A 19,135-nucleotide genomic window follows, 5' to 3' on the forward strand; every position below is an offset into this window, starting at 1 on the left:
ATATCGCCACCGTCTCGGTCACTGTCGCTTTCGCCCCTCTGGGCGAGTCCCTCGCGGCGCGGAGGTCAGGTGGCTTGATTCGTGCCGCTTCGCGTGGAAGACGTTGGTGCTAGCATCCGGTTCGTGTCTGAACACGGCGCCCCGGTGCGAATCGGTGTCCTCGGCGCAGCCCGCATTGCGCCGTTGGCGCTCATAAACCCAGCCCGGCAGAACGCCGAGGTCGTAGTGGCGGCGGTGGCCGCGCGTGATGCATCGCGCGCTGAGGCCTTCGCCGCGAAACACGGCGTATCCCGGGTGCATGACAGCTACGAGGCGTTGATCGCCGACCCCGACTTGGATGCCATCTACAACCCACTTCCGAATGGCTTGCACGGCAGGTGGACCCGAGCTGCGATCACCGCGGGCAAGCATGTGCTGTGCGAAAAGCCGTTCAGTGCCAATGCCACTGAGGCCCGCGAAGTCGCCGAACTGGCCGCCGGCACGGACCGGGTCGTGATGCAGGCATTTCACTATCGCTACCATCCGTTGGCTTTGCGCGTTGAGGAGATCATCGCGTCCGGGGAACTGGGAAAGATGGAGCGGGTGGAGGCAGCCATATGCTTCCCGTTGCCGAAATTCTCCGACATTCGATACAACTACTCTCTTGCCGGAGGCGCCACAATGGACGCCGGATGCTATGCGGTCGACATGGTCCGCACATTCGGCGGCGCGACACCTGAAGTCGTTTCGGCGCAGGCGAAACTGCGCGATCCTCAGGTCGACCGAGCCATGACGGCCGAGCTCCGCTTTCCAAGCGGGCACACCGGGCGAATCCGGTGCTCCATGTGGTCGACTGATTTATTTCAGTTGAGCGCCAAAGTGGTTGGTGATCGCGGCGAGCTGCGTGTGCTCAATCCGGTGATGCCACAGTCCTTCCATCGGCTGTCGGTCCGATCATCGGAGGGCAAACGAGTGGAGCGCTTTTCCCGCCGCCCGTCGTATGCGTATCAACTCGACGCGTTTGCGGCGGCGGTGCTGCGCGGAGAGCCGGTGAGGACGACGCCGGAAGACGCGGTCGAGAACATGACCGTCATCGATGCCATCTATCGCGCCGCCGGCCTTCCGCTCCGCCAACCCGCCTGAAGCTAATCGCTTCTGCTGCTTGGCACTTCGGATAGAAGTTATTTCAGAGATTCAGTCGGCAAAGTGTGCCTGGTTCAGGTGGTCGGCCACCCGCAAAGCGTTGGCCGCAATGGTTAAACTGGGGTTCAAACCGGCGCTGGTGGGAAAGAATGAACTATCGACCACGTACAGATTTTCCACTTCGTGCGCCCGGTTGTTTGGGTCTAGCACGCTCGTCTCCGGATCGGTACCAAAGCGGCATGTACCGCAAACGTGGGCCACGGCTTTGTTGTCCTCGGCGCCCCGCAAGGTGATTTTGCGGAATGGTTCCAGCACTTCTTTCAACTGTCCCAAAAAGACTTTGCGGCGCTCGAGCTCATTGTCGTGGAGACGATACTGAAGACTCAGCCGCTGACGGCCGTCCGCGCTCGGCCGATCGCATGGCAGGACGCGGTTGTCCAGATAGGGGAGGTCCTCCATGATCGTTGCCAGGACCAGGCCGCCGTTGAAGAATCGCTCATACACCTGACGCACTGCCGGTTTCATTAGCCGAAGTGCTTTCGGCCGCCATCCGGGGGCGCTGGTCAGGATCTCCATCGGGGCCATCGAACCGAAAGACTGCACGGTTCCGTATTTCTGCCCCTCCCAGAAATAAAAGTCGTTGAGCCCGATCTCCTTATTCGGGGCGGTAATCCGGGAACCCCGCTGCGGCCAGATCTCAACCAGGTCAATAAGGTGACGCATCAAGTTGCGGCCCACCCAATCTGACCCGTTGGCCAGTCCGCCCGGCCAATCGGCAGAACGGGAATTGAGCAATAGCACCGGTGTGACCAGCGCACCGGCGGCCAGCACCACCAGCTTCGCCTTCAAGGAGATCGTGCCCGATCGATCGGCGCAGATCACTCGCCTGACCCGCTTGCGGTCCGCATCTAGGCGCAGGACACGACATTCCGAAAGCAGCTTCGCGCCGTGCTCGACGATCGCCGGTAGGACGCAGTTGCGCCCGGTTTCGTTCTTGCACGACTGATGGCAGAGATAGCTTTGGCAGGTGGTGCAACCCGACGTGTAGTCGCAGGCCATCGGCAGATGATAGGGATGCAACCCACGACCCGTTAGGTAGTCAACCAGCGGCTGGTTCTCTGCCGAAAAAGGTGGTGCCGCAGGCAGATCTGCGGCACCCTGTCCGGGCCGGAGGGGATCGGGCTGACCCCGGACGCCCAGCAGCTTCTCGGCCGCCGAGTACCAGGGCCGCATTTCGTCGTAGGTGATCGGCCAGGCCTCCGGGACAGTGGAATCGCCGGGGTCGCGGAAGTGCTGTCGAGGGGTGAAATCCTGAGCGAAAAAGCGCTCGCAGACCATGCCGTAAAGGGCCGAGGAGCCGCCCGTCCCGGCGCCCAAAAATGGCACAAACCGATGGGGAGCGCGCCCGCTGAGGTCTTCCACCTCGTCGGTCGAGCGTCCCGCCCTGGCCAATGCGTCGTAGTAGCTTTCTGCGGAACGGCACGCCGCCGGCTCGGCCACCTCTGGCATTAGCGAGCGGATCGTCCCCGGCGCGCCGGGAAGGGTCGAGCGTCCCTTCTCGACGAACAGCACCCTTCTACCCGCTCGGGCGAGCCAGTAGCCCAGCGTCCCCCCACCCATGCCGGTGCCAACGATAATCGCGTCCCACTCAATGCGTTCCGCTTCGCGCGGGTCCAACTCGCCGTCGGCCAAAATCGAGTCCTCAGTGAGTGATTGCCCTGGCTTTCCCCCCAGTGTGGGCGAATCACGACAGTATCATCCTCGGCCTCAGAGGAGAGGCCGTTTGCCCGATCGGAGCCCAATGTCTTTCCTGCTCAGACGCATCCGGTCAGGTGCGCCTCAGCTGGAGGCTCCGGCAAACATAAGTATGCCCCCAGGGGCGTTGCCAACCCCGACGTCCGGGTGACTAGCTCAGCAGTTGTTGAGGCGTCTCTTCCGGGCTACGGGCGTTATTGGCCGACTCTGAGACCGCCGCAGGGGCCGAAGGTTGGCTGACCCATTCTGCTATGCGATCATCGAACCCGGTTTTCTTCTGCAAGATAATTTGATACTGGGCATGCAGAATTTTGTATTCTCTCGCGTGATACTTCAAAAACTGATGGATCGCCCAAGCGGTGTTGGCCCGTGCCCGTGGGTAAGCAGGCCACATAACGTCGTCGAAAATCATCATTCCGCCCTGCTTCAGCAGGCGCCAGGAGTTCAGGGCATCTACGATGGCATCGTCGGCAAAGTGTGAGCCATCTACATAAATGACGTCGAATTCCTGCTGTTCATCGATCAACTGCGGGAGCACGGACAGCGATGACCCTTTGCGTTTGGTTACCCGCGCTGCACCGGAGGACACGTTGTGATCGAAACGGGCTTCTAGGTCTCGCAAGTCCGACGTGGCGTTGTAGTGCCACTCATCGCTGCCCGCCCAGGTATCCACGGCGGTCAACTCTCCTTGCGTGAAGTACGTCAGAAGAAATAGCGTCGACCGCCCTTCCCACGACCCAATCTCAAGAATGCGCACCCGATCAAAACGATTGAAAACTTTCGGAAAGGTGACAGACCACGGCAAGATATTCATATCGAACCAACGCTCTTGGAACTGTCCCTTGGCTGCCTGCTCCTCAAACGCCTCGCGGACCTCGGTTGCATGTTTTGCAGTTCGGGACAGGATCCCTTGCTTCACCAGGCGGTAGTGAACAACATCCGTGAGATAGTGCCAAACTACAGTGGGACGCATTCCCCCGATCCACCAAAAAAATAGGAACGTCAGGGTTCGGGGGTTCCAACGAAACTTCAGTTTGGTCGTCTGGCTGGTCATGTTTCCCTTGGTCTTGTTCTGGAAAGGTTGATGCGGTCTTGTCTTGAGGCTCAAACCGCGCAGCTAACCCACGACGGCCCGGCTAGCTCAATGATCACGGTCGTTGGATACTAACAGGCAGCCGCTTAGGGGCGCGGCGGTTTTGGCTCGTCACTGTCGCCACCGAACGCCGCGCGGACTGGCCGCCGCGGCACCTTTTTCGATGGGAGCCAATCGCCTGAGCCTGCGCAGTGTTCCGCACGTGGCATTCGCCAACCCAGCGGCCAGCCGTCGCAATCAGGCAGATTGACGTGAGCGGGCGAAGGATTCCACCAGATCGGCCGCTTTGGCCACGCTTTCAGCGGGTGTGGTCATCCGGGTAGCGAGCTCGCGGGCTCGGGCTGCGTACTCCGGGGCGAGGATTCGGCGTAGGTCCTTGACCAATGATTCGCGGGTGGTACTCGAAAAGCGGCGGGTGGTGCCAACCTTGAGGCGTTTCACCCGGGCGCCCCACAACGTCTGATTGACATCCATCGACAGGATCAGGGTGGGGACCCCGGCGCGCAGGCTTGCGGCCGTAGTACCTGAGCCGCCGTGGTGAACGACGGCCCGACAGGCGGGAAAGACCGCCGCATAGTTCACTCCTCCTACCACCTTGACGTGGTCGGCGGGCGGGACGTCGCTGAAGTCACTCCAACCGGCGCAAATCAACGCGCGCTCGCCCAACTCAGCGCATGCGGCGGTGATCATCTTGATTGCCTCGGCCGGCGACTCCACCGGCATGCTGCCGAAGCCGAAACAAATCGGTGGCGTTCCGGCGGCAATCCAGGACGCGACTTCGTCATCGGCCTCCGTGGATGCCGCCATCGTCAGCGCACCGACGAAGGGTCGTTGGCCGTCCCATTTCGCCCATTCCGCCGCGAGCCCTGGGAAACAGACCTCGTCGTAGGCCTGAATTTCCAACGATCCACTTTCGGCTATGCGCCTGGGCGACGGACGTTTGGACTTCGGCAGCCCTAGTTCACGCCGCTGCGCGTCCTCGACCTTTTTGTTCAGGCGCCATCCGAACCAATCGAACGCCGTCATTGCTGAGCGGGCGAGTGGAGGTGGCAGCAGCGGAACCAGCCGGCCGTTGGCCCGCACCGGGACATGGTGCAGCGTGGCCAATGGGACATTCAAGTACTCGGCGACGCTGACGACGGCCTCCTGGTAGCTCTGGCCTGTGAGCAGTAGGTCCGCCCCGGCGGCCAGCGATGTCAACGTTTCGCTCATTTGGGTCCAGCACTGGTCGCTGAGTTCCCACATCTCGCGCCAGAGTTCCCTCATCTCTCGCAGCTTCCAGAAGCCCCCGAAGAAAGACGTCCAGAAGTTGCGGTAAACGTCGACCCACGTCTGCGTGTTCAGCCCAAAAGCTACGGTCGGCAGGCCCGCCGCCTCGGTAAAGCCGACCAAGTCGGGCGGAACCGCCATGTGCACATCGTGCCCCCTGCGCATCAGCTCACGGCCGACTACCAGAGAAGGCTCGACGTCGCCTCTCGTTCCATAACTTGCCAGCACAAATTTCATCTGGGGTCCGAGCCTTGAAGCGGGGCGGAAGGGGGCGTAACGATCGAGTGGGAAGACCTTCTCGAACTCACCGCGGTGGGATTCCGGCGCCGATGACGGCCAGTGCGCCGGCGGCGAGGAGCGTCGTGCAGATCTTCGTCACTTTCGCCACAGCACTCCGCATTGGTCTATTGTGACGATCTCTGCAGATATGCCGTGCTTATCCCGGTAATCGGCGACGGCCTTGCGGCAACCCTCAAGGTTGTAATCGTCAATGATGCAGAAGCCCCCCGGTGACAGTTTCGGGTACAAGGCATCGAGCGCTTGGATTGTCGATTCGTAAAGGTCGCCATCAAGCCTCAATACCGAAATGCGCTCTATCGGGGCTTTGTGCAGCGTGTCCTTGAACCAGCCAGGAAGAAAGCGCACTTGCTCGTCTAACAGGCCGTAGCGCTCGAAGTTCGCTCTGACCTCAGCTTCCGACACCGCCAGGACGGGCGCTGCGTGATGCAAACCCAATGCAAACCGCGGCAGCTTGTCCTCTTTGTAGTTCGCGGTGTCCGGGGGCGGCACGCCCTCAAACGAATCGGCTAGCCATACGTTTCGCGTCTTATCGCCATATGCCGCCAGAACCGCGCGCATCAAAATAGATGCTCCGCCCCGCCATACTCCACATTCGATCAGATCACCGGGGATATCCTCGGTCAGTACAGTCTCGACGCAATGCTGCAGACTGGTAAGTCGCTGCATTCCGATCATCGTCTCAGCGTCGGCCGGCCAGTCCATGCCGAAGTCACGCGCTCGCTTGTCGAACGGGCGTTTACGCACCAGCATCAAGTTGCGGTTCTTGATGAAGGGAAGCCACGTCAACCACCCCACGCTGGCGCGCATCTGCAGTGGCCACCCCACGGGCACTAGCTGGTCCATGCCATACCTGGTCAGGTCACGCCGGACCTGATCGAGGTAGAGAGATCGGACGTCGCTCTCGGTCACGGTCAAAACCGTCCCCCTGTGTCTCGGATGCCAGTACTGCCGGTGGTGAGCCTAGACGCCCTGTCGACGCCTCATTGCGCGTTTGGGCTTTTCTAGAAGCGGGTTGCCGGAGTTAGATTAACCACACCGGCAAGCGTCCTGCTAAGCAGGCAGACTGCACGCGTCCGGCGATGTCTGCACGCGCGTCCGCGTTGCTCACCGTGTAAGGCCGCAATCGGCAGCGCTTCACCGCAGGGATGCGTGGGGAGCCTGCCGGACGGGACCAGCCCGGCCCGCATTCGCGCGTGCCACATCGGATGCCTTGGATCGCGACCGTTCACCTCTGCTGCGTTGACACCGATCGGGTGGCGCGGGACCGGTGAGCTTGCGATCCGGCACCTAACGCGAGAAACCTCGCGACGTGGGAGGCAGTTTCGGCAGCGAATTTGCTTCTGCCGCTAGAGCTTCGAAGGCGCTCTGTGTTACCGGCGCCCAGCATGTTCGGCGGGACGACCCGATGCACCTGCATGATCGCTTTCCCCGGAAGCTAAGTGCTGCTCGCCAATCCATTGCAGCAGCGCATGGAGTCCCTCGTCCAGCGCCCACTTAGGATGCCAGTTGAGGTCGTGTTTCGCCGGCTCGATGTCGCAGCTGGCGGCGCGTATGTCACCGTCGCGAAATTTCGGAACGACGATCGGTTCCGGGGCGTTGAACACGGCGGCGATTTTCCGGGCAAGCTCATGGATGCTGGTCGCGACTCCCGAACCGATGTCGAGGCAGCGTGCCCCGTTTGCAGGTTGCTGCACCGTCGCGAATAGCGCATCAACGACATCGTCGATGTAGACGAGGTCACGAAGGATCTGGCCATCTTCGTAGACCTCGGAGGGCTGCTGCTCGCGCGACAAACGTGCGAAGAAAGGAACCACTCCGGTGTATGGATTGGTCAGCGACTGCCCAGGCCCGTAAGCATTCTGCAGTCGCAGCACGCTTACATTGGTATCGTGCGCGGCCGCCCAGGCGGTCAGCAGGTGCTCCTGGGCGAGCTTGGTCGCGCCGTAGACGTTGGTGGGGCGGGGCTCCGTTCGCCCCGCGCAGCTCGGAAGGGGCATCGCCCGTTCGCCCGTGGGGCCCTGGGGGTCCCAGTTACCGGCGACCAATTGTGCGTGGCTGCGCGGTCCCGGATAGAAGATGTGGCTTCCAGAGCGCCAAGCCCCCTCGCCGTAGACGGCCCTGGACGAGGCCACAACGAGCTGGTCAGGGACGATTTCGGCGCGAGTCAGGGCGTCAAGAAGCTGCGTCGTGCCCACGACGTTGACAGCGCCGTGCCGCGTCGCCGCTGACAGTGACTGTGCCGTTCCCGTCTCGGCCGCCAGGTGCACAATCTGAGAAGGGCGGAACAACCGCAGCACGGCATCCCAGTCGGGCGCATGGGTGACGTCACCGGTGAAGAAGCGCACCGACGGCGGAAGGTCGACGGCTGCGCGCCGACCGTGGACCTGCGGGAGAAGCACGTCCATTACGGCGACCTCGTGCCCGACTTCGACAAGTCGGCTTGACAGCTTGCACCCGATAAACCCTGCTCCACCTGTGATGAGCACGGACGTTGACACGAGCCGATGCCTCCCGTTCGAGTGCAAAAAGAAATCAACCGCACGCGTTCGCGGGTGCGGCCCGCGGTTGATCATATCGGTGAATCATCTAGCGTCAGCCGAGTTCCACAGATAGCTCAACAACCCGGTCTTCTTTGGTCAAGCCGGCGCGATTAGGTCGGCCACCACATTCGGCAAGCGGCGCTGACTAGGACCGAAGGATTGTCGGTGCAATCCGCATAGCTTCAGCAAGTCGCTTCTGGCCGTCCGAGCGGCATCAAACGAGGTGAACATCCGGTGCGTAGAGGATCCACCGTCCGCCGTTCTCTTGAAACCCACGTTCCTTGGCCATGATCTCTTCAGCGTGGTTCCACGCAAACAGCAGGGCGTAGTCGGGGTAGGGGTGCGAAAAGACCTCCGGCGAGCAAACGGGAATTTGTGAGCCCGGGGTCAGACGCCCTTGCTTCTCTGGGGTCGAATCACACACGATAGGAAGAAGATCGGGGCCGATATGGCAGTAGTTCATAACCGTGGCGCTCCTCGAGGTGGCCCCGTACCCCACGACACGTCGGCCGTCGGAACGCAAGTCGCGGAGGAGTTTGACGAGGTCCGCGCGGATGCAATCGATATTGGCGGAAAATCGAACGAAGGTCTCTTCCTCGGCAATGCCCTCGATTTCTTCTCGCGCCAGGAACTCCGCGACGGCGGCGGTCGGCTCCGACGCCCCCGCACGAGCGACGGTGTAGCGGATGGAACCCCCGTGTAGCGGGAGGTGTTGGACGTCGATGAGGTCGAAGCCGAAACGTGCGGCCGTCGCCTGCACTGAACGGACCGAGAAGAGATAGATGTGCTCGTCGTAGATCTGGTCGAAGTAGACGCGCTTCAGGATGTCGCCGAGATACCGATCCTCGAATACGAACAGTCCGTCCGGGGCAAGCAGGATGTCGGCCCCGTTGAAAATTGAGTCGAGGTAGGAGATGTGGCTGATTGTGTTTGCCGAATAGATCAAGTGCGCTGGCCCATGCTCGTCACGAATTTCGCCGGCCGTTGGCGCGTTGAAGAAATCCGTGCGCACGTTGACACCATGTGCCCGGGCCACCTCGCCCGCCCCGGCGGCCGGGTCCACCCCCAGGTGTCGTATTCCGGCCTCGCTCAGCGTCTTCAGCATGACGCCGTCGTTGCTGCCGATCTCAACGACAAACCTGTCCCGGCCGCCGGGACAGGCTCGCAGGATGTGCCGGGCCACCTCCTCGCCGTGTCTCCGGATCAATGCGGAGCCAGATGCGCGGTAGGGATAGTCGGCACGATACATTTCGTTCGGCGGGACCTCGTCAAGCTGTTGCACCATTGTGCAAGACGCACAGAGCCCCACCGCGAGTTGGAAGAACGGCACTTTGGCGCTCTCTTCGGCCTTGACAAATGCATTTGAGACAGGCTGACGACCGAGGTCAAGCACCTGCCGAAGCTCCCCGCCGCACACACGGCAACTGCGCTCGGACAATACGGCCCCCATCTCACATCGGTTCTACCGTGGTGTGATGAGCATAGACCCGAATGGACGTCGTCAATAGGCTCCTGAGTTTCTCGAACATTAAATCGGTGGGCTCCGGCCCATCGTGAGATTCACGGGCCGGCCGGCCCGGCCCGATCCGTCGGCGCCGGTTGCGAGTTCACGTGATGGAGCATCGCCATACCGGGCGGTCCGCACCTGTAGCGTCGGCCTTCCGCGCAAGAATTGTCACCGCCGTAATGGCTGCAATTGGTGGTTTTCCGGAGTTGGTCGCCGCCGCTAAAAGCGCTGATGGGCGCAAATAACTCGTACGAATTGCGGCCGGCAGGCCGGGTAAGCACTCCATTGGGGGCGCCAATGAATTCATCTGGGGGCGGGCGGCACGGCTACGCCGGGGGATTAACACGCCCTCTTCAGGCGAGATACCGAGGTACGGCATTGTCGGACTTGGGCTTGCCTCATTGCCGGCTATGCCTTGGGGCGGGCGGCATCTTCTAGGAGATCGGCGGCTTTGGCGACACTGTCGGCGGGTCGGGTCATTCGGGCGGCGAGCTCGCGGGCCCGAACGGCGTATTCGGGGGCGAGGATCTGGCGTAGGTCTGCGACCAGCGACTCCTGGGTGGTGAGCGAAAACTGCCGGGCCGTACCCACTTTCAGCCGTTTTATTTGATTCCCCCAGTAAGGCTGATCGGCGGAGCTCCACAGGATCAACGTGGGAACACCGGCGCGCATGCTTGCGGCTGTGGTCCCGGACCCGCCATGGTGGACGACCGCCCGGCAGGCGGGAAAGACGGCGGCGTAGTTCACCACGCCCACCACTTTGACGTGGTCAAAGTGCGGGACGCCGCTGAAATCCGTTCCTCCAAAACAGATTAACGCCCGCTCACCCAAATGCGCGCAAGCCTTAGCGATCATTTCGACAGTCTGGGCCGGAGACTCGACCGGTATGCTGCCCGAGCCGAAGCAAATTGGCGGTGTTCCCGCGGCGATCCACGATGCGACATCCTCATCCGCCTCGGTCGTCAACTCCATCGTCAAGGCACCGACAAAAGGCCGCCTATCGTCCCATTTCGCCCACTCGGCCGCTAGGCCGGGGAAGCACGCCTCGTCGTAGGCCTGGATTTCCAGCGAACCGCGTTGGCCGATCCGTCGCGTCGAGCGACGCCGTGCCTTCGGCAGGTTCAGTTGACGGCGCTGCGCGTTCTCGGCCTTCTTGGTCGAGCGCCAAAACAGCCACTCGACCGCCGTCATCGTAGAGCGGACCAGCATCGATGGCGCGCTTGGAACGAGCTGACCGTTGGCCCGCATCGGAAAATGATGCAGCGTGGCCAACGGAATGTCGTAATACTCCGCTACGTTGGCGGCGGCTTGTTCAAAATTTAGGCCAGTGGATAGCAGGTCCGCTCCGTCCGCCAGCGACATCAGCGTCAGACTCACGTCGCCCCAGTAGCGGACGATGGGCTCCCAGACTCTGCGCACGACCTTGATCGGACCACGGATTGTCCAGGCGCTGCGGAAGAAGTCTCTCCACATATTGCGAAGGAACTCCTCATTGAGAAACTCCTGTACTTGCGGTCCGTAGGGGACCGCCGTCAGTCCAGCCGACTCGGCGAAGCTCACCAGCTCGGGCGGCACGGCGATGCGGACATCATGTCCTCTGCGTATGAGTTCGCGCCCGACGGCGACGGAAGGCTCGACGTCGCCGCGGGTCCCATAGCTGGCCAGGGCAAATTTCATCACGAATCCTAGCCTTGCAGTTACCGCGCGTCCGCGGCTTCATGGGTATCGGTCATTATTCCGGTTCCTTATTTGTCGGCTGGGCGATCGACGTTGGTTTTCGAGCCACACCGCCGGGTGCCGGCGCGGCCGGTGTTCGCCCCATGGGTGCGGACGACGTTGGCGATGCTGCTCTCCGCCCCGGTGGCTGGTCCAATCAACTCACGCCGCCGCAATCCGCCTTGCCAACTAGTAGTCGGAGCGCCCCGGGCCGACGAACCTTTCCAGAAGGTCGGCGGTTTCGGCAATGCTTTCGGCGGGTTTGGTCATCCGGGTGGCGATCTCGCGGGCTCGTGCGGCATATTCGGGGGCAAGGATTTGGCGCAGATCTGTAAAGAGCGATTCGCGGGTAGTGGCCGAAAAGCGCCGGGCGGTGCCCACTTTCAGTCGTTTGACCTGAGTCGCCCAGATCCTTTGATCGCCCATGCTCCAGAGGCTCAACGTGGGGACTCCGGCGCGCAGGCCTGCGGCCGTGGTGCCCGCGCCACTGTGGTGCACGACCGCGCGGCAGGCGGGAAAGACCGCCGCGTAATTCACCGCGCCCACCACCTTGACGTGGTCGAAATGCGGCACGTCGCTGTAGTCACTCGAACCGGAGCAAATCAACGCCCGTTCACCTAACTGCGCGCAGGCTGCGCTGATCATTTCGACCGTGGCGGCGGGAGATTGGACCGTCGTGCTGCCGAAGCCGAAGCAAATCGGCGGTGTTCCCTCGGCAATCCACGACGCGACCTGGTCATCGGCATCCGTCCCCAACTCGATCGTCAGCGTGCCAACGAAGGGCCGTTGGTCGGCCCATTTCGCCCATTCAGCTGCCAGCCCGGGAAAGCACACTTCGTCGTAGGCCTGGATTTCCAGCGCTCCGCGTTCTGTGATCCGTTGCGGCGCAGGACATGTAGCCTTCGGTAGGCCCAATTCACGGCGTTGCGCGTCCTCGGCCCTCTTCGTCACGTGCCACTGCAACCCGTCCAGCATCGTCATTGCGAAGCGGATCAACGGTGATGGCAGGACCGGAAAGAGTTGGCCATTGGGCAGCATCGGAAAGAAATGCAGCGTGGCCAACGGAATGTTGTGGTACTCCGCGACGTTCGCGGGGATCCCCGGGAAACCGGGGCCGGTTAACAGCAGGTCGGCCCCCTCCGCCAGCGCTGTCAGCGTGGTACTCATCTCGGCCCACGCCTGGGCAAGGAGCTCCTGAGCTTCCCGCCACATCCTGATCAGATCCTGGATCTTCCAGAACTTGCGGAGGAAATCCACGTCCCAATACCCCTCTGGCTGATCCGGCCCGTAGACGACTGCCTCAAGCCCCGCGGTCTCGACCAAGCCAACCAGGTTGGGCGGGACGGCCATCCGCACTTCATGCCCGCGGCGCAGCAGTTCGCGGCCGACAGCGGTACAGGGCTCGATATCCCCGCGGCTTCCGTAGCTTGCCAGCGCAAATTTCACGACAAATCCTGCCTTTCGTTTGTGAGCGCGGCGACGCCAGTGGTCATTATGTCTGGCTCTTCGACGGCCGGCTGGGCGTTCGCCGCCGGTCCGAATGTATGTTGGGGGATCCTCTTGCCGTGGTGTCGCCTGGGAGGCGGCGGTTGCCAACCCGCCGATGTGCATGCTTCGCGAGGGGATCCAGGGGGAGGTTGTGCTCGGGGTGGAGAAATCCTTGGCCCACGGCCAAGTCTGACTGCTCCCAGTCATAAGACATCGGCCAGGCGCAGGCCACTGCGTTGCAAGTTAATTCGGGTCCGTTGACGCGCCCGACCACGCTGCCGAGGCACAAGCCAGTGTGTCGTCGACTGTGCCGCTTCCTCGCGGCCATGATTCCCTCCAGTTCCATGCCGACAACGGTTGCGGCATCGACCCTCAGCCGCCGCCGCGGAACAGCAACCCGGGGTCGGGCCACTGACCACGCCCAGTCGCCCTCCTGGCTCGCACCTTGAGCACGGCGATGTATCTGTTCAAGGTATGCAGTGGGCCCCTTGAACGAGCAGCACGGAGCCTCGCCTCGAGTTGGTCCTTGTCAGAGCTTGCCAGGAGGGTCGCCGGATGGGTGAGGGGGAGGTGCAGCTCCTCGGCGCCCAGCGAAGAGAGCGAAGTGTAGATTTTGTCCCACTTCGTGTGCGTCGCCTCGGCATCGAAGCCGATATTCCGGACCAGGTTGCGGGCAGGGCTAACGCAAAGGCCGGAGTTTGCCCATATGCTGTAAGTCCACGGGTAGGCCCAACTATTGATGTTGCCGTCGTAAACGTGTTGGAAAATGGACTCCCAGTAGTAGCGCTCGATCGACTTCGGGAAATACTGGTCGAACAGCTTCCTGTCTCTTATCTGCGGCCACTGCGCCATGTCGGGGTCGTATTTGTCCCAGGCTCGCCTCCAGGTGGCCCAACCCCACACGTGCGGATACCGAGAGAAGTAATAGCTATCCGCCGTCTCGCCATGCCCGAACAGAAAGTTATTTCCGGAGATCATCATGACTCGCTCGTCCTGCTCGTACCGGTCGAGCAGGACGGCACAGTAGTGGAAGAACGAGACCGAGGGCATGCAGTCGTCTTCCAGTATTATTGCCCTATCGACGAGCCCGAATGCCCAGGTTATGCCCGAGGAGATGCGACGACGGCAGCCTAGGTTGGACTCGGAGAAATTCCGGTGAACTTCACAGTCCCAGTCGACTCCATCGATTATCGCGCGCGTCGTCGCGCATTTCTCGGCCTCTTCAGGCCTATGCGCGCGGGGGCCGTCGGCGATCACCAAGAGCTCCCTGGGCTTCGCGGCTCTGATTGCCTCGAAGACCTGTCTGGTGGCGTCGGGCCGGTTGAACACGATGAAGATAATTGGGATGGAACCTGATTCGTTGATCATTTGATACAGTCAACCACTATTGACATTGGCCTGTAGGGGGATGACACGCGAGTGTCATGGTCGGGGGTTCTTTGAACAAAACCTTTTGTATAGTCAATGGGCTTGGTATGGGGAGTTCCCTTTTGATCATAATAGTGGAGAAATTCGATCGAAGAAAACTCGGTATCGCTGAAGAGGTCAACCACGGTTTCATATCGCGGAAACCAGACATGTCCACCCCTCGTGACTCTTTTCTTCCCAAAAGCCAAAAACCGCCGCCTATATGCTCCACCGGCGAACGGGTCGAATATAATATTGCCCCTCGGATCTTTGATTGATCTCTCAACCAGAATATCGCACCGATAGTCGGGAACTGACAACCGGAAAAGCCCGCCATATTTCAGAACTCGGTATATTTCAGATATTGTAGCGGGAATTTTCTCATAGGTTATGTGCTCAAAAACATCCTCGGACTGGTAGATGTCAACGGAGCCATCCGGGATGGGAAGCGGCTTTGAGACATCGTGGCGAATGTGCCATTCATTTTCTTGCGCCAGAGACAGACCCACTTTTTTGCTACTGCGGTATTCCGGCGTGTCAGGAATATCGCCGGCATATAAATTTACAAAAGGAAGTGACGGTAGTTCACTAAATCTCATGACTTATTTCCTTGTTGTGACGCTCATTGTCGAGGCCCAGAACCGCGACGCCGCGGCGGCGAGAAGGCGGTCCCAGAGGTGGGACCTCATGAGGCCGGCGGCCGCCCTGACGAAAGCTCTCATCTGAGTGCCTTAAATCCGGCCCATGCCGTAGTAATCGAAGCCCTCGGCCCGCAGGCGCTCAGGGTCGTAGATGTTGCGGCCATCGAAAACCACGTAGCCACGCATGGCCGACTTGACGCGTTGCCATGACGGTCGCTGGAACTGTTTCCACTCCGTGAGCAGGAGCAACGCGTCGGCGCCCTCGACTGCGTCGTACATGTTCTCGGCGTACTCGATCGACTCCCCGAGCGCTTTTTTCGCCTGCTCGGTTCCTTCAGGATCAAAGGCCCGCACCAGTGCCCCGAGCTCGACCAGCCTCTTCGCGATGATTAAGGAGGGTGCCTCGCGCACATCGTCGGTTCGTGGCTTGAAGCTGAGGCCCCAGAGCGCGATGCGTTGGCCTTGCAGACTCTTCGGGGACGACTCATCCCCGAAACGGGTGACGATCTTGGATACGAGAGCGACCTTTTGCTCTTGATTGACCTGCTCGACCGCGCGCAGCAGACGCATGTCCGACCCGAGAGCCTCCCCGGTATGGAGAAGGGCCTGAACGTCTTTCGGCAAGCAAGAGCCGCCATAGCCGATCCCGGGGAACAGGAAGTCATAGCCAATGCGCTTATCGGCCCCGATGGCCTCCCGCACCGCCGAGATGTCGGCGCCGGCCTTCTCGCATAAGTTCGAGATCTCGTTGATAAAGGAAATCTTCGTCGCGAGAAAGGAGTTGGCGGCGTACTTCGCCATCTCGGCGCTCTTGATGTCGATGACGATCAGGGGATGAAAGGTGCGCAGGAACGGCTCGTAGAGCTCTCGCATGATATCGAGGGCGCGCTCCGAGTCGCCGCCGATCACCACGCGGTCGGGCTGCATGAAGTCGGCGACCGCTTTGCCCTGCTTCAGAAATTCGGGGTTCGACACGACGTCGAACTCGTGTTTGGTCTTCTTGCGGATGATCGCTCGAACCTCGTCGGCGGTGCCGACAGGGACGGTCGACTTATTGACGACGACCTTGTAGCGGTCCATATGACACGCGATGTCATCGGCCGCTGAATAGACGTGGGCGAGGTCGGCCGCGCCCCCCTCGCCCATCGGCGTTGGCACGGCGATGAAGATCACGTCTGCATGTTCGATTCCGCGCCGCACGTCGGTCGTGAAGTCGATGAGCCCGTTCTCCCGGTCCGTTTCGATCAGCTCAGCCAGGCGGGGCTCATAGATCGGGACTTCTCCTGCCAGCAGCCGGTCTATCTTGGCCTGATCGATGTCAACGCAGATGACCTCGTTACCACTGTCAGCCAGGCAGGCACCCGTGACGAGGCCGACGTAGCCGGATCCGATCACCGAAATCTTCAAGCTAACCTCTTCGCTTCTCTATCGATCGTGCTCATGTCTCACAAGCGCGGATCAACCTGCGATCCCCCTATAGCCTTCATAAACGATCTCACGCACTTTTTCTCCGCGTTCGCCTCGAATCCCCGCCTTCCGATGCCGCCGCGAGGGCTAACAGGCCACCGTGTCGAGCCAATCCACGCCTATGTCTCCTTCGCAGATCTCTCCCTCAGCGCAACCCGCCCCGGCAGAGTTTCGGCCTGGAAGGGGGCTTTCGGAGTGACAAAGTTTCGGGAGCGGATTGCGTTCGCGGTACGCCAGCGGCCAGGGTGGCTCCATGTGCCGGACATGCCGCACTTCGACAGTCCGGAATCCACCGCCTGGTTCCTCGAGCGATTGGGGCGCGCAAAACGGTACCTCGAGTTCGGCTCGGGTGGGTCCGCCTACCAGGCGGCCAGGCTTGGGGTGGATTTTATCGCCGTCGACACAGACCCGTACTTCCTTTACGGCGTTCGCGCGAAAATCCGAGCAGCTGGTCTGAGCTGGCATCGAGGATTATGCCCAGACGGAGTTGGTGGGGCGCAAGGCGGTCATTCAGTCCGCGCGCCCGGTGCCCGACAATGTGATTGCCAGCTGGGAAGTCGATCCCGATTAGACGCTCCGCACCTGAACAGAAACGCTCCGCACCTGAACAGAAAGTCGAAGTGGTCCGACCAGTGGTGGATGATGTGCACCATCAGGCGCTCAAGCCGCACCGACACCGCGTGGGGAAGCGCCGCGGTTCGGACCAAACGGCGGTCACACGATCTGGCGGTAGATCTGCGCGGTTTCCGCCGCGCACTTGTCCCACGAGAAGGCGGAGATGCGTGAGTATCCGCGCGCCCGAAGATCGGTCTGCAAATCCTCTGTGGTCGCAACACGTTCCAGAACCGCGCGCAGGTCATCCGCACTCGCGGGGTCGAAATAAATCCCGGCATCTCCGACCACTTCCGGGAGTGAACCGCCGGTGCTGCACACGACGGGGCAGCCATGACTCATGGCTTCGAGCGGAGGGAGGCCGAAACCCTCGTACATCGACGTACAGATGAACGCGGCGGCCGCCCGATAGCGTAGCGCCAGGTCCCGATCCGACCCCGACTCGAAGCGCACGCGGTCCGTGATGCCTAACCGCTGAATCTCGTCTTGCTCCTGGGGGAGCGACGGGCCTCCGCCGAAAGCGATCAACTCGAACTCCCGCAATAAAGGCGAGCTGCCGTAGGCCTGAAGCAGGGTCCTGAAATTCTTATAGCCGCCGCGGTGCCCCACGTACAGGAGCGAGGGCTTGGGCTCGCCGCTATCAACCTTCGCGGCATCCAACTCTGTGGTCATCGAGTACCCGAGGTGAACCACGCTTGTTCGCGCCGGATCGATCTCATATAGACGCACTAGGTCCCGTTGAGTGTTTTCAGAAATGCAGATCACATGGTCGGCGCGATTGACCGCCGCGCGTTTGGCAGCGGTCACCTGTGCGGCGTCGGGAAACTCGGCGGCAAATAGCTCATGGATCATGTCATAGACCGTCACAACGCGGCGCTGGCCCTTACCGAAAGGCCTTGGAGCGAAATATGTCTCGTGCACAATGTCCGGATTAATTCCCCGCCATGCCAGGGGGGCGGCGAGCTGGTTCCCGACATGGACGATTGGAATACCGGCCAAGGTGCGCGGCTTCCCGCGAATGTAGCGACCACGTGTGATCCGGCGGCCAGAATCAGCAGCCAGGTAGTTGTTGATGTACCACGGAGCGACGACGCATGCCTCCGACACCCCATGGTCAGGAAGGCGGGTTGCAAGCTCGAAGAAATAGCGTGAAACGCCGCCATATCGCTGCATTGAAAAGATTTGATGGTCGAACGCAACTTTCATGGGCGCTCCGTCTCGGCGAGCTCGGCCTTCACCATTGCCTTGACGACATCACTCATGCGGTAACGCGGCGACCAGCCCAATAGTTCGCGTGCCATAGAGGCATCGCCGAGTCCTTCGGCGAGATCCGAAGGGCGCCTCAATGCCTCCGAAAGGTCCGTATGAGCGCGCCAGTCGAGTCCCACCTCTCGGAACGCTGTCTCCACGAACTCCTCGAGGGTATGGCTCTCACCCGTCGCGATCACGAAGTCAGAGCCGGTGGGCTGCTGCAGCATGCGCCACATGGCGTCAACGTATTCGGGCGCCCATCCCCAGTCGCGTTTGATACGGATGTTGCCCAATGTGAGACGGGAGCGCTCGCCGGCGGCGATGCGGGCCGCCGCTGCCACGATCTTCTTTGTTACGAAACGCTCAGGTCGCAGCGGGGATTCGTGATTGAACAGAATTCCGGTGCTTGCGTGCAGCCCATATGCGCTGCGGTAGTTTGCGACCAGCCAGTGGGCGGTGCTCTTGGCTACTGCGTAGGGACTACAAGGGTGGAAAGGGGTCTGCTCGTTCGCCGCGTGGCCGCCCGTATCTCCGAAGCATTCGCTGGAGCCGGCGCTGTAGAAGCGAACCGGCCTGTCCAAAAAGCGTATTGCTTCAAGCAGGTTGATTGTACCGATGGCGATGCTCTCGAGGGTTTCCACCGGCTGCTCGAACGACAGCCCGACCGAACTTTGCCCGGCCAGATTGTAGATTTCGTCTGGAGCGGTGGTCCGTAGCACGTTCAGCACGCTGCGAAAGTCATTGGTAGCCATGGACTCAAGGTGCACGCGGTCGCGTATGCCCAGTCGTGTGAGATTCGCGAACCGACCGATCTGTGCGTCGCGCGATGTGCCGAATACCTCGTATTCTTTGTCGAGCAGCAGGCGCGCCAGGTAGGCGCCGTCCTGACCCGAAATGCCGCAGATGAGCGCTCTCATGCCGCTTCTCTATCCCGCTTCAGCGAGCCCTCGACATGTATGCGTAGGCG

General features: G+C 61.3%; 14 protein-coding genes. 1 reads left to right on the plus strand and 13 read right to left on the minus strand.

Annotation, left to right across the window (positions count from 1 at the left end):
• The first annotated feature begins 123 nt into the window (after nucleotides 1–123).
• Nucleotides 124–1,122 carry a Gfo/Idh/MocA family protein gene (locus A5758_RS22880; RefSeq protein ID WP_067745084.1) on the plus strand — a complete coding sequence of 333 codons (999 nt, stop codon included), beginning with the start codon at nucleotides 124–126 and terminating at the stop codon, nucleotides 1,120–1,122.
• Between the two features lie 51 nt (nucleotides 1,123–1,173).
• Here the strand turns inward: A5758_RS22880 and A5758_RS22885 are convergent, their stop codons facing one another.
• From A5758_RS22885 to A5758_RS22940, 13 genes are all read right to left on the minus strand, one after another.
• Nucleotides 1,174–2,814, minus strand: coding sequence for a GMC oxidoreductase (locus tag A5758_RS22885; RefSeq protein WP_067744779.1), 1,641 nt, complete (start codon nucleotides 2,812–2,814; stop codon nucleotides 1,174–1,176).
• A gap of 214 nt (nucleotides 2,815–3,028) precedes the next feature.
• The gene (locus tag A5758_RS22890; protein ID WP_231987381.1) at nucleotides 3,029–3,985 is read right to left on the minus strand and encodes a class I SAM-dependent methyltransferase; all 957 of its coding nucleotides are present in this window, start codon (nucleotides 3,983–3,985) and stop codon (nucleotides 3,029–3,031) included.
• Between the two features lie 222 nt (nucleotides 3,986–4,207).
• On the minus strand, nucleotides 4,208–5,476 hold the full coding sequence (locus A5758_RS22895) for a glycosyltransferase (RefSeq protein ID WP_067744784.1): 1,269 nt from the start codon (nucleotides 5,474–5,476) through the stop codon (nucleotides 4,208–4,210).
• 138 nt (nucleotides 5,477–5,614) lie between these two features.
• Nucleotides 5,615–6,448, minus strand: coding sequence for a TylF/MycF/NovP-related O-methyltransferase (locus tag A5758_RS22900; RefSeq protein WP_067744793.1), 834 nt, complete (start codon nucleotides 6,446–6,448; stop codon nucleotides 5,615–5,617).
• Between the two features lie 461 nt (nucleotides 6,449–6,909).
• Complete coding sequence (locus tag A5758_RS22905; RefSeq protein WP_067744796.1) at nucleotides 6,910–8,025, minus strand: NAD(P)-dependent oxidoreductase; 1,116 nt, start codon at nucleotides 8,023–8,025, stop codon at nucleotides 6,910–6,912.
• Nucleotides 8,026–8,293: 268 nt separating this feature from the next.
• Nucleotides 8,294–9,529, minus strand: a complete 1,236-nt coding sequence (locus A5758_RS22910; RefSeq protein ID WP_067744799.1) for a class I SAM-dependent methyltransferase — start codon at nucleotides 9,527–9,529, stop codon at nucleotides 8,294–8,296.
• Nucleotides 9,530–9,994: 465 nt separating this feature from the next.
• Complete coding sequence (locus A5758_RS22915) at nucleotides 9,995–11,263, minus strand: glycosyltransferase (protein WP_067744804.1); 1,269 nt, start codon at nucleotides 11,261–11,263, stop codon at nucleotides 9,995–9,997.
• 228 nt (nucleotides 11,264–11,491) lie between these two features.
• Complete coding sequence (locus A5758_RS22920; RefSeq protein WP_067744806.1) at nucleotides 11,492–12,748, minus strand: glycosyltransferase; 1,257 nt, start codon at nucleotides 12,746–12,748, stop codon at nucleotides 11,492–11,494.
• 414 nt (nucleotides 12,749–13,162) lie between these two features.
• Nucleotides 13,163–14,158, minus strand: coding sequence for a methyltransferase type 11 (locus A5758_RS22925; RefSeq protein WP_067744809.1), 996 nt, complete (start codon nucleotides 14,156–14,158; stop codon nucleotides 13,163–13,165).
• Nucleotides 14,155–14,796: a methyltransferase domain-containing protein gene (locus A5758_RS25480; RefSeq protein ID WP_082939812.1), complete on the minus strand. Its 642-nt coding sequence runs from the start codon at nucleotides 14,794–14,796 to the stop codon at nucleotides 14,155–14,157. Before A5758_RS25480 ends, A5758_RS22925 begins: the two co-directional genes overlap by 4 nt.
• 132 nt (nucleotides 14,797–14,928) lie before the next feature.
• The gene (locus tag A5758_RS22930; protein WP_067744814.1) at nucleotides 14,929–16,245 is read right to left on the minus strand and encodes a UDP-glucose/GDP-mannose dehydrogenase family protein; all 1,317 of its coding nucleotides are present in this window, start codon (nucleotides 16,243–16,245) and stop codon (nucleotides 14,929–14,931) included.
• Between the two features lie 774 nt (nucleotides 16,246–17,019).
• On the minus strand, nucleotides 17,020–18,123 hold the full coding sequence (locus A5758_RS22935) for a glycosyltransferase family 1 protein (RefSeq protein ID WP_067744825.1): 1,104 nt from the start codon (nucleotides 18,121–18,123) through the stop codon (nucleotides 17,020–17,022).
• A complete protein-coding gene (locus A5758_RS22940) occupies nucleotides 18,120–19,085 on the minus strand; it encodes a GDP-mannose 4,6-dehydratase (protein ID WP_067744833.1) in 966 nt (321 codons plus the stop codon). The genes A5758_RS22935 and A5758_RS22940 overlap by 4 nt, the downstream gene beginning before the upstream one ends.
• Nucleotides 19,086–19,135: the final 50 nt, after the last annotated feature.

It is taken from the genome of Mycobacterium sp. 852014-50255_SCH5639931, from assembly GCF_001665605.1.
GTDB lineage: Bacteria > Actinomycetota > Actinomycetes > Mycobacteriales > Mycobacteriaceae > Mycobacterium > Mycobacterium paraffinicum.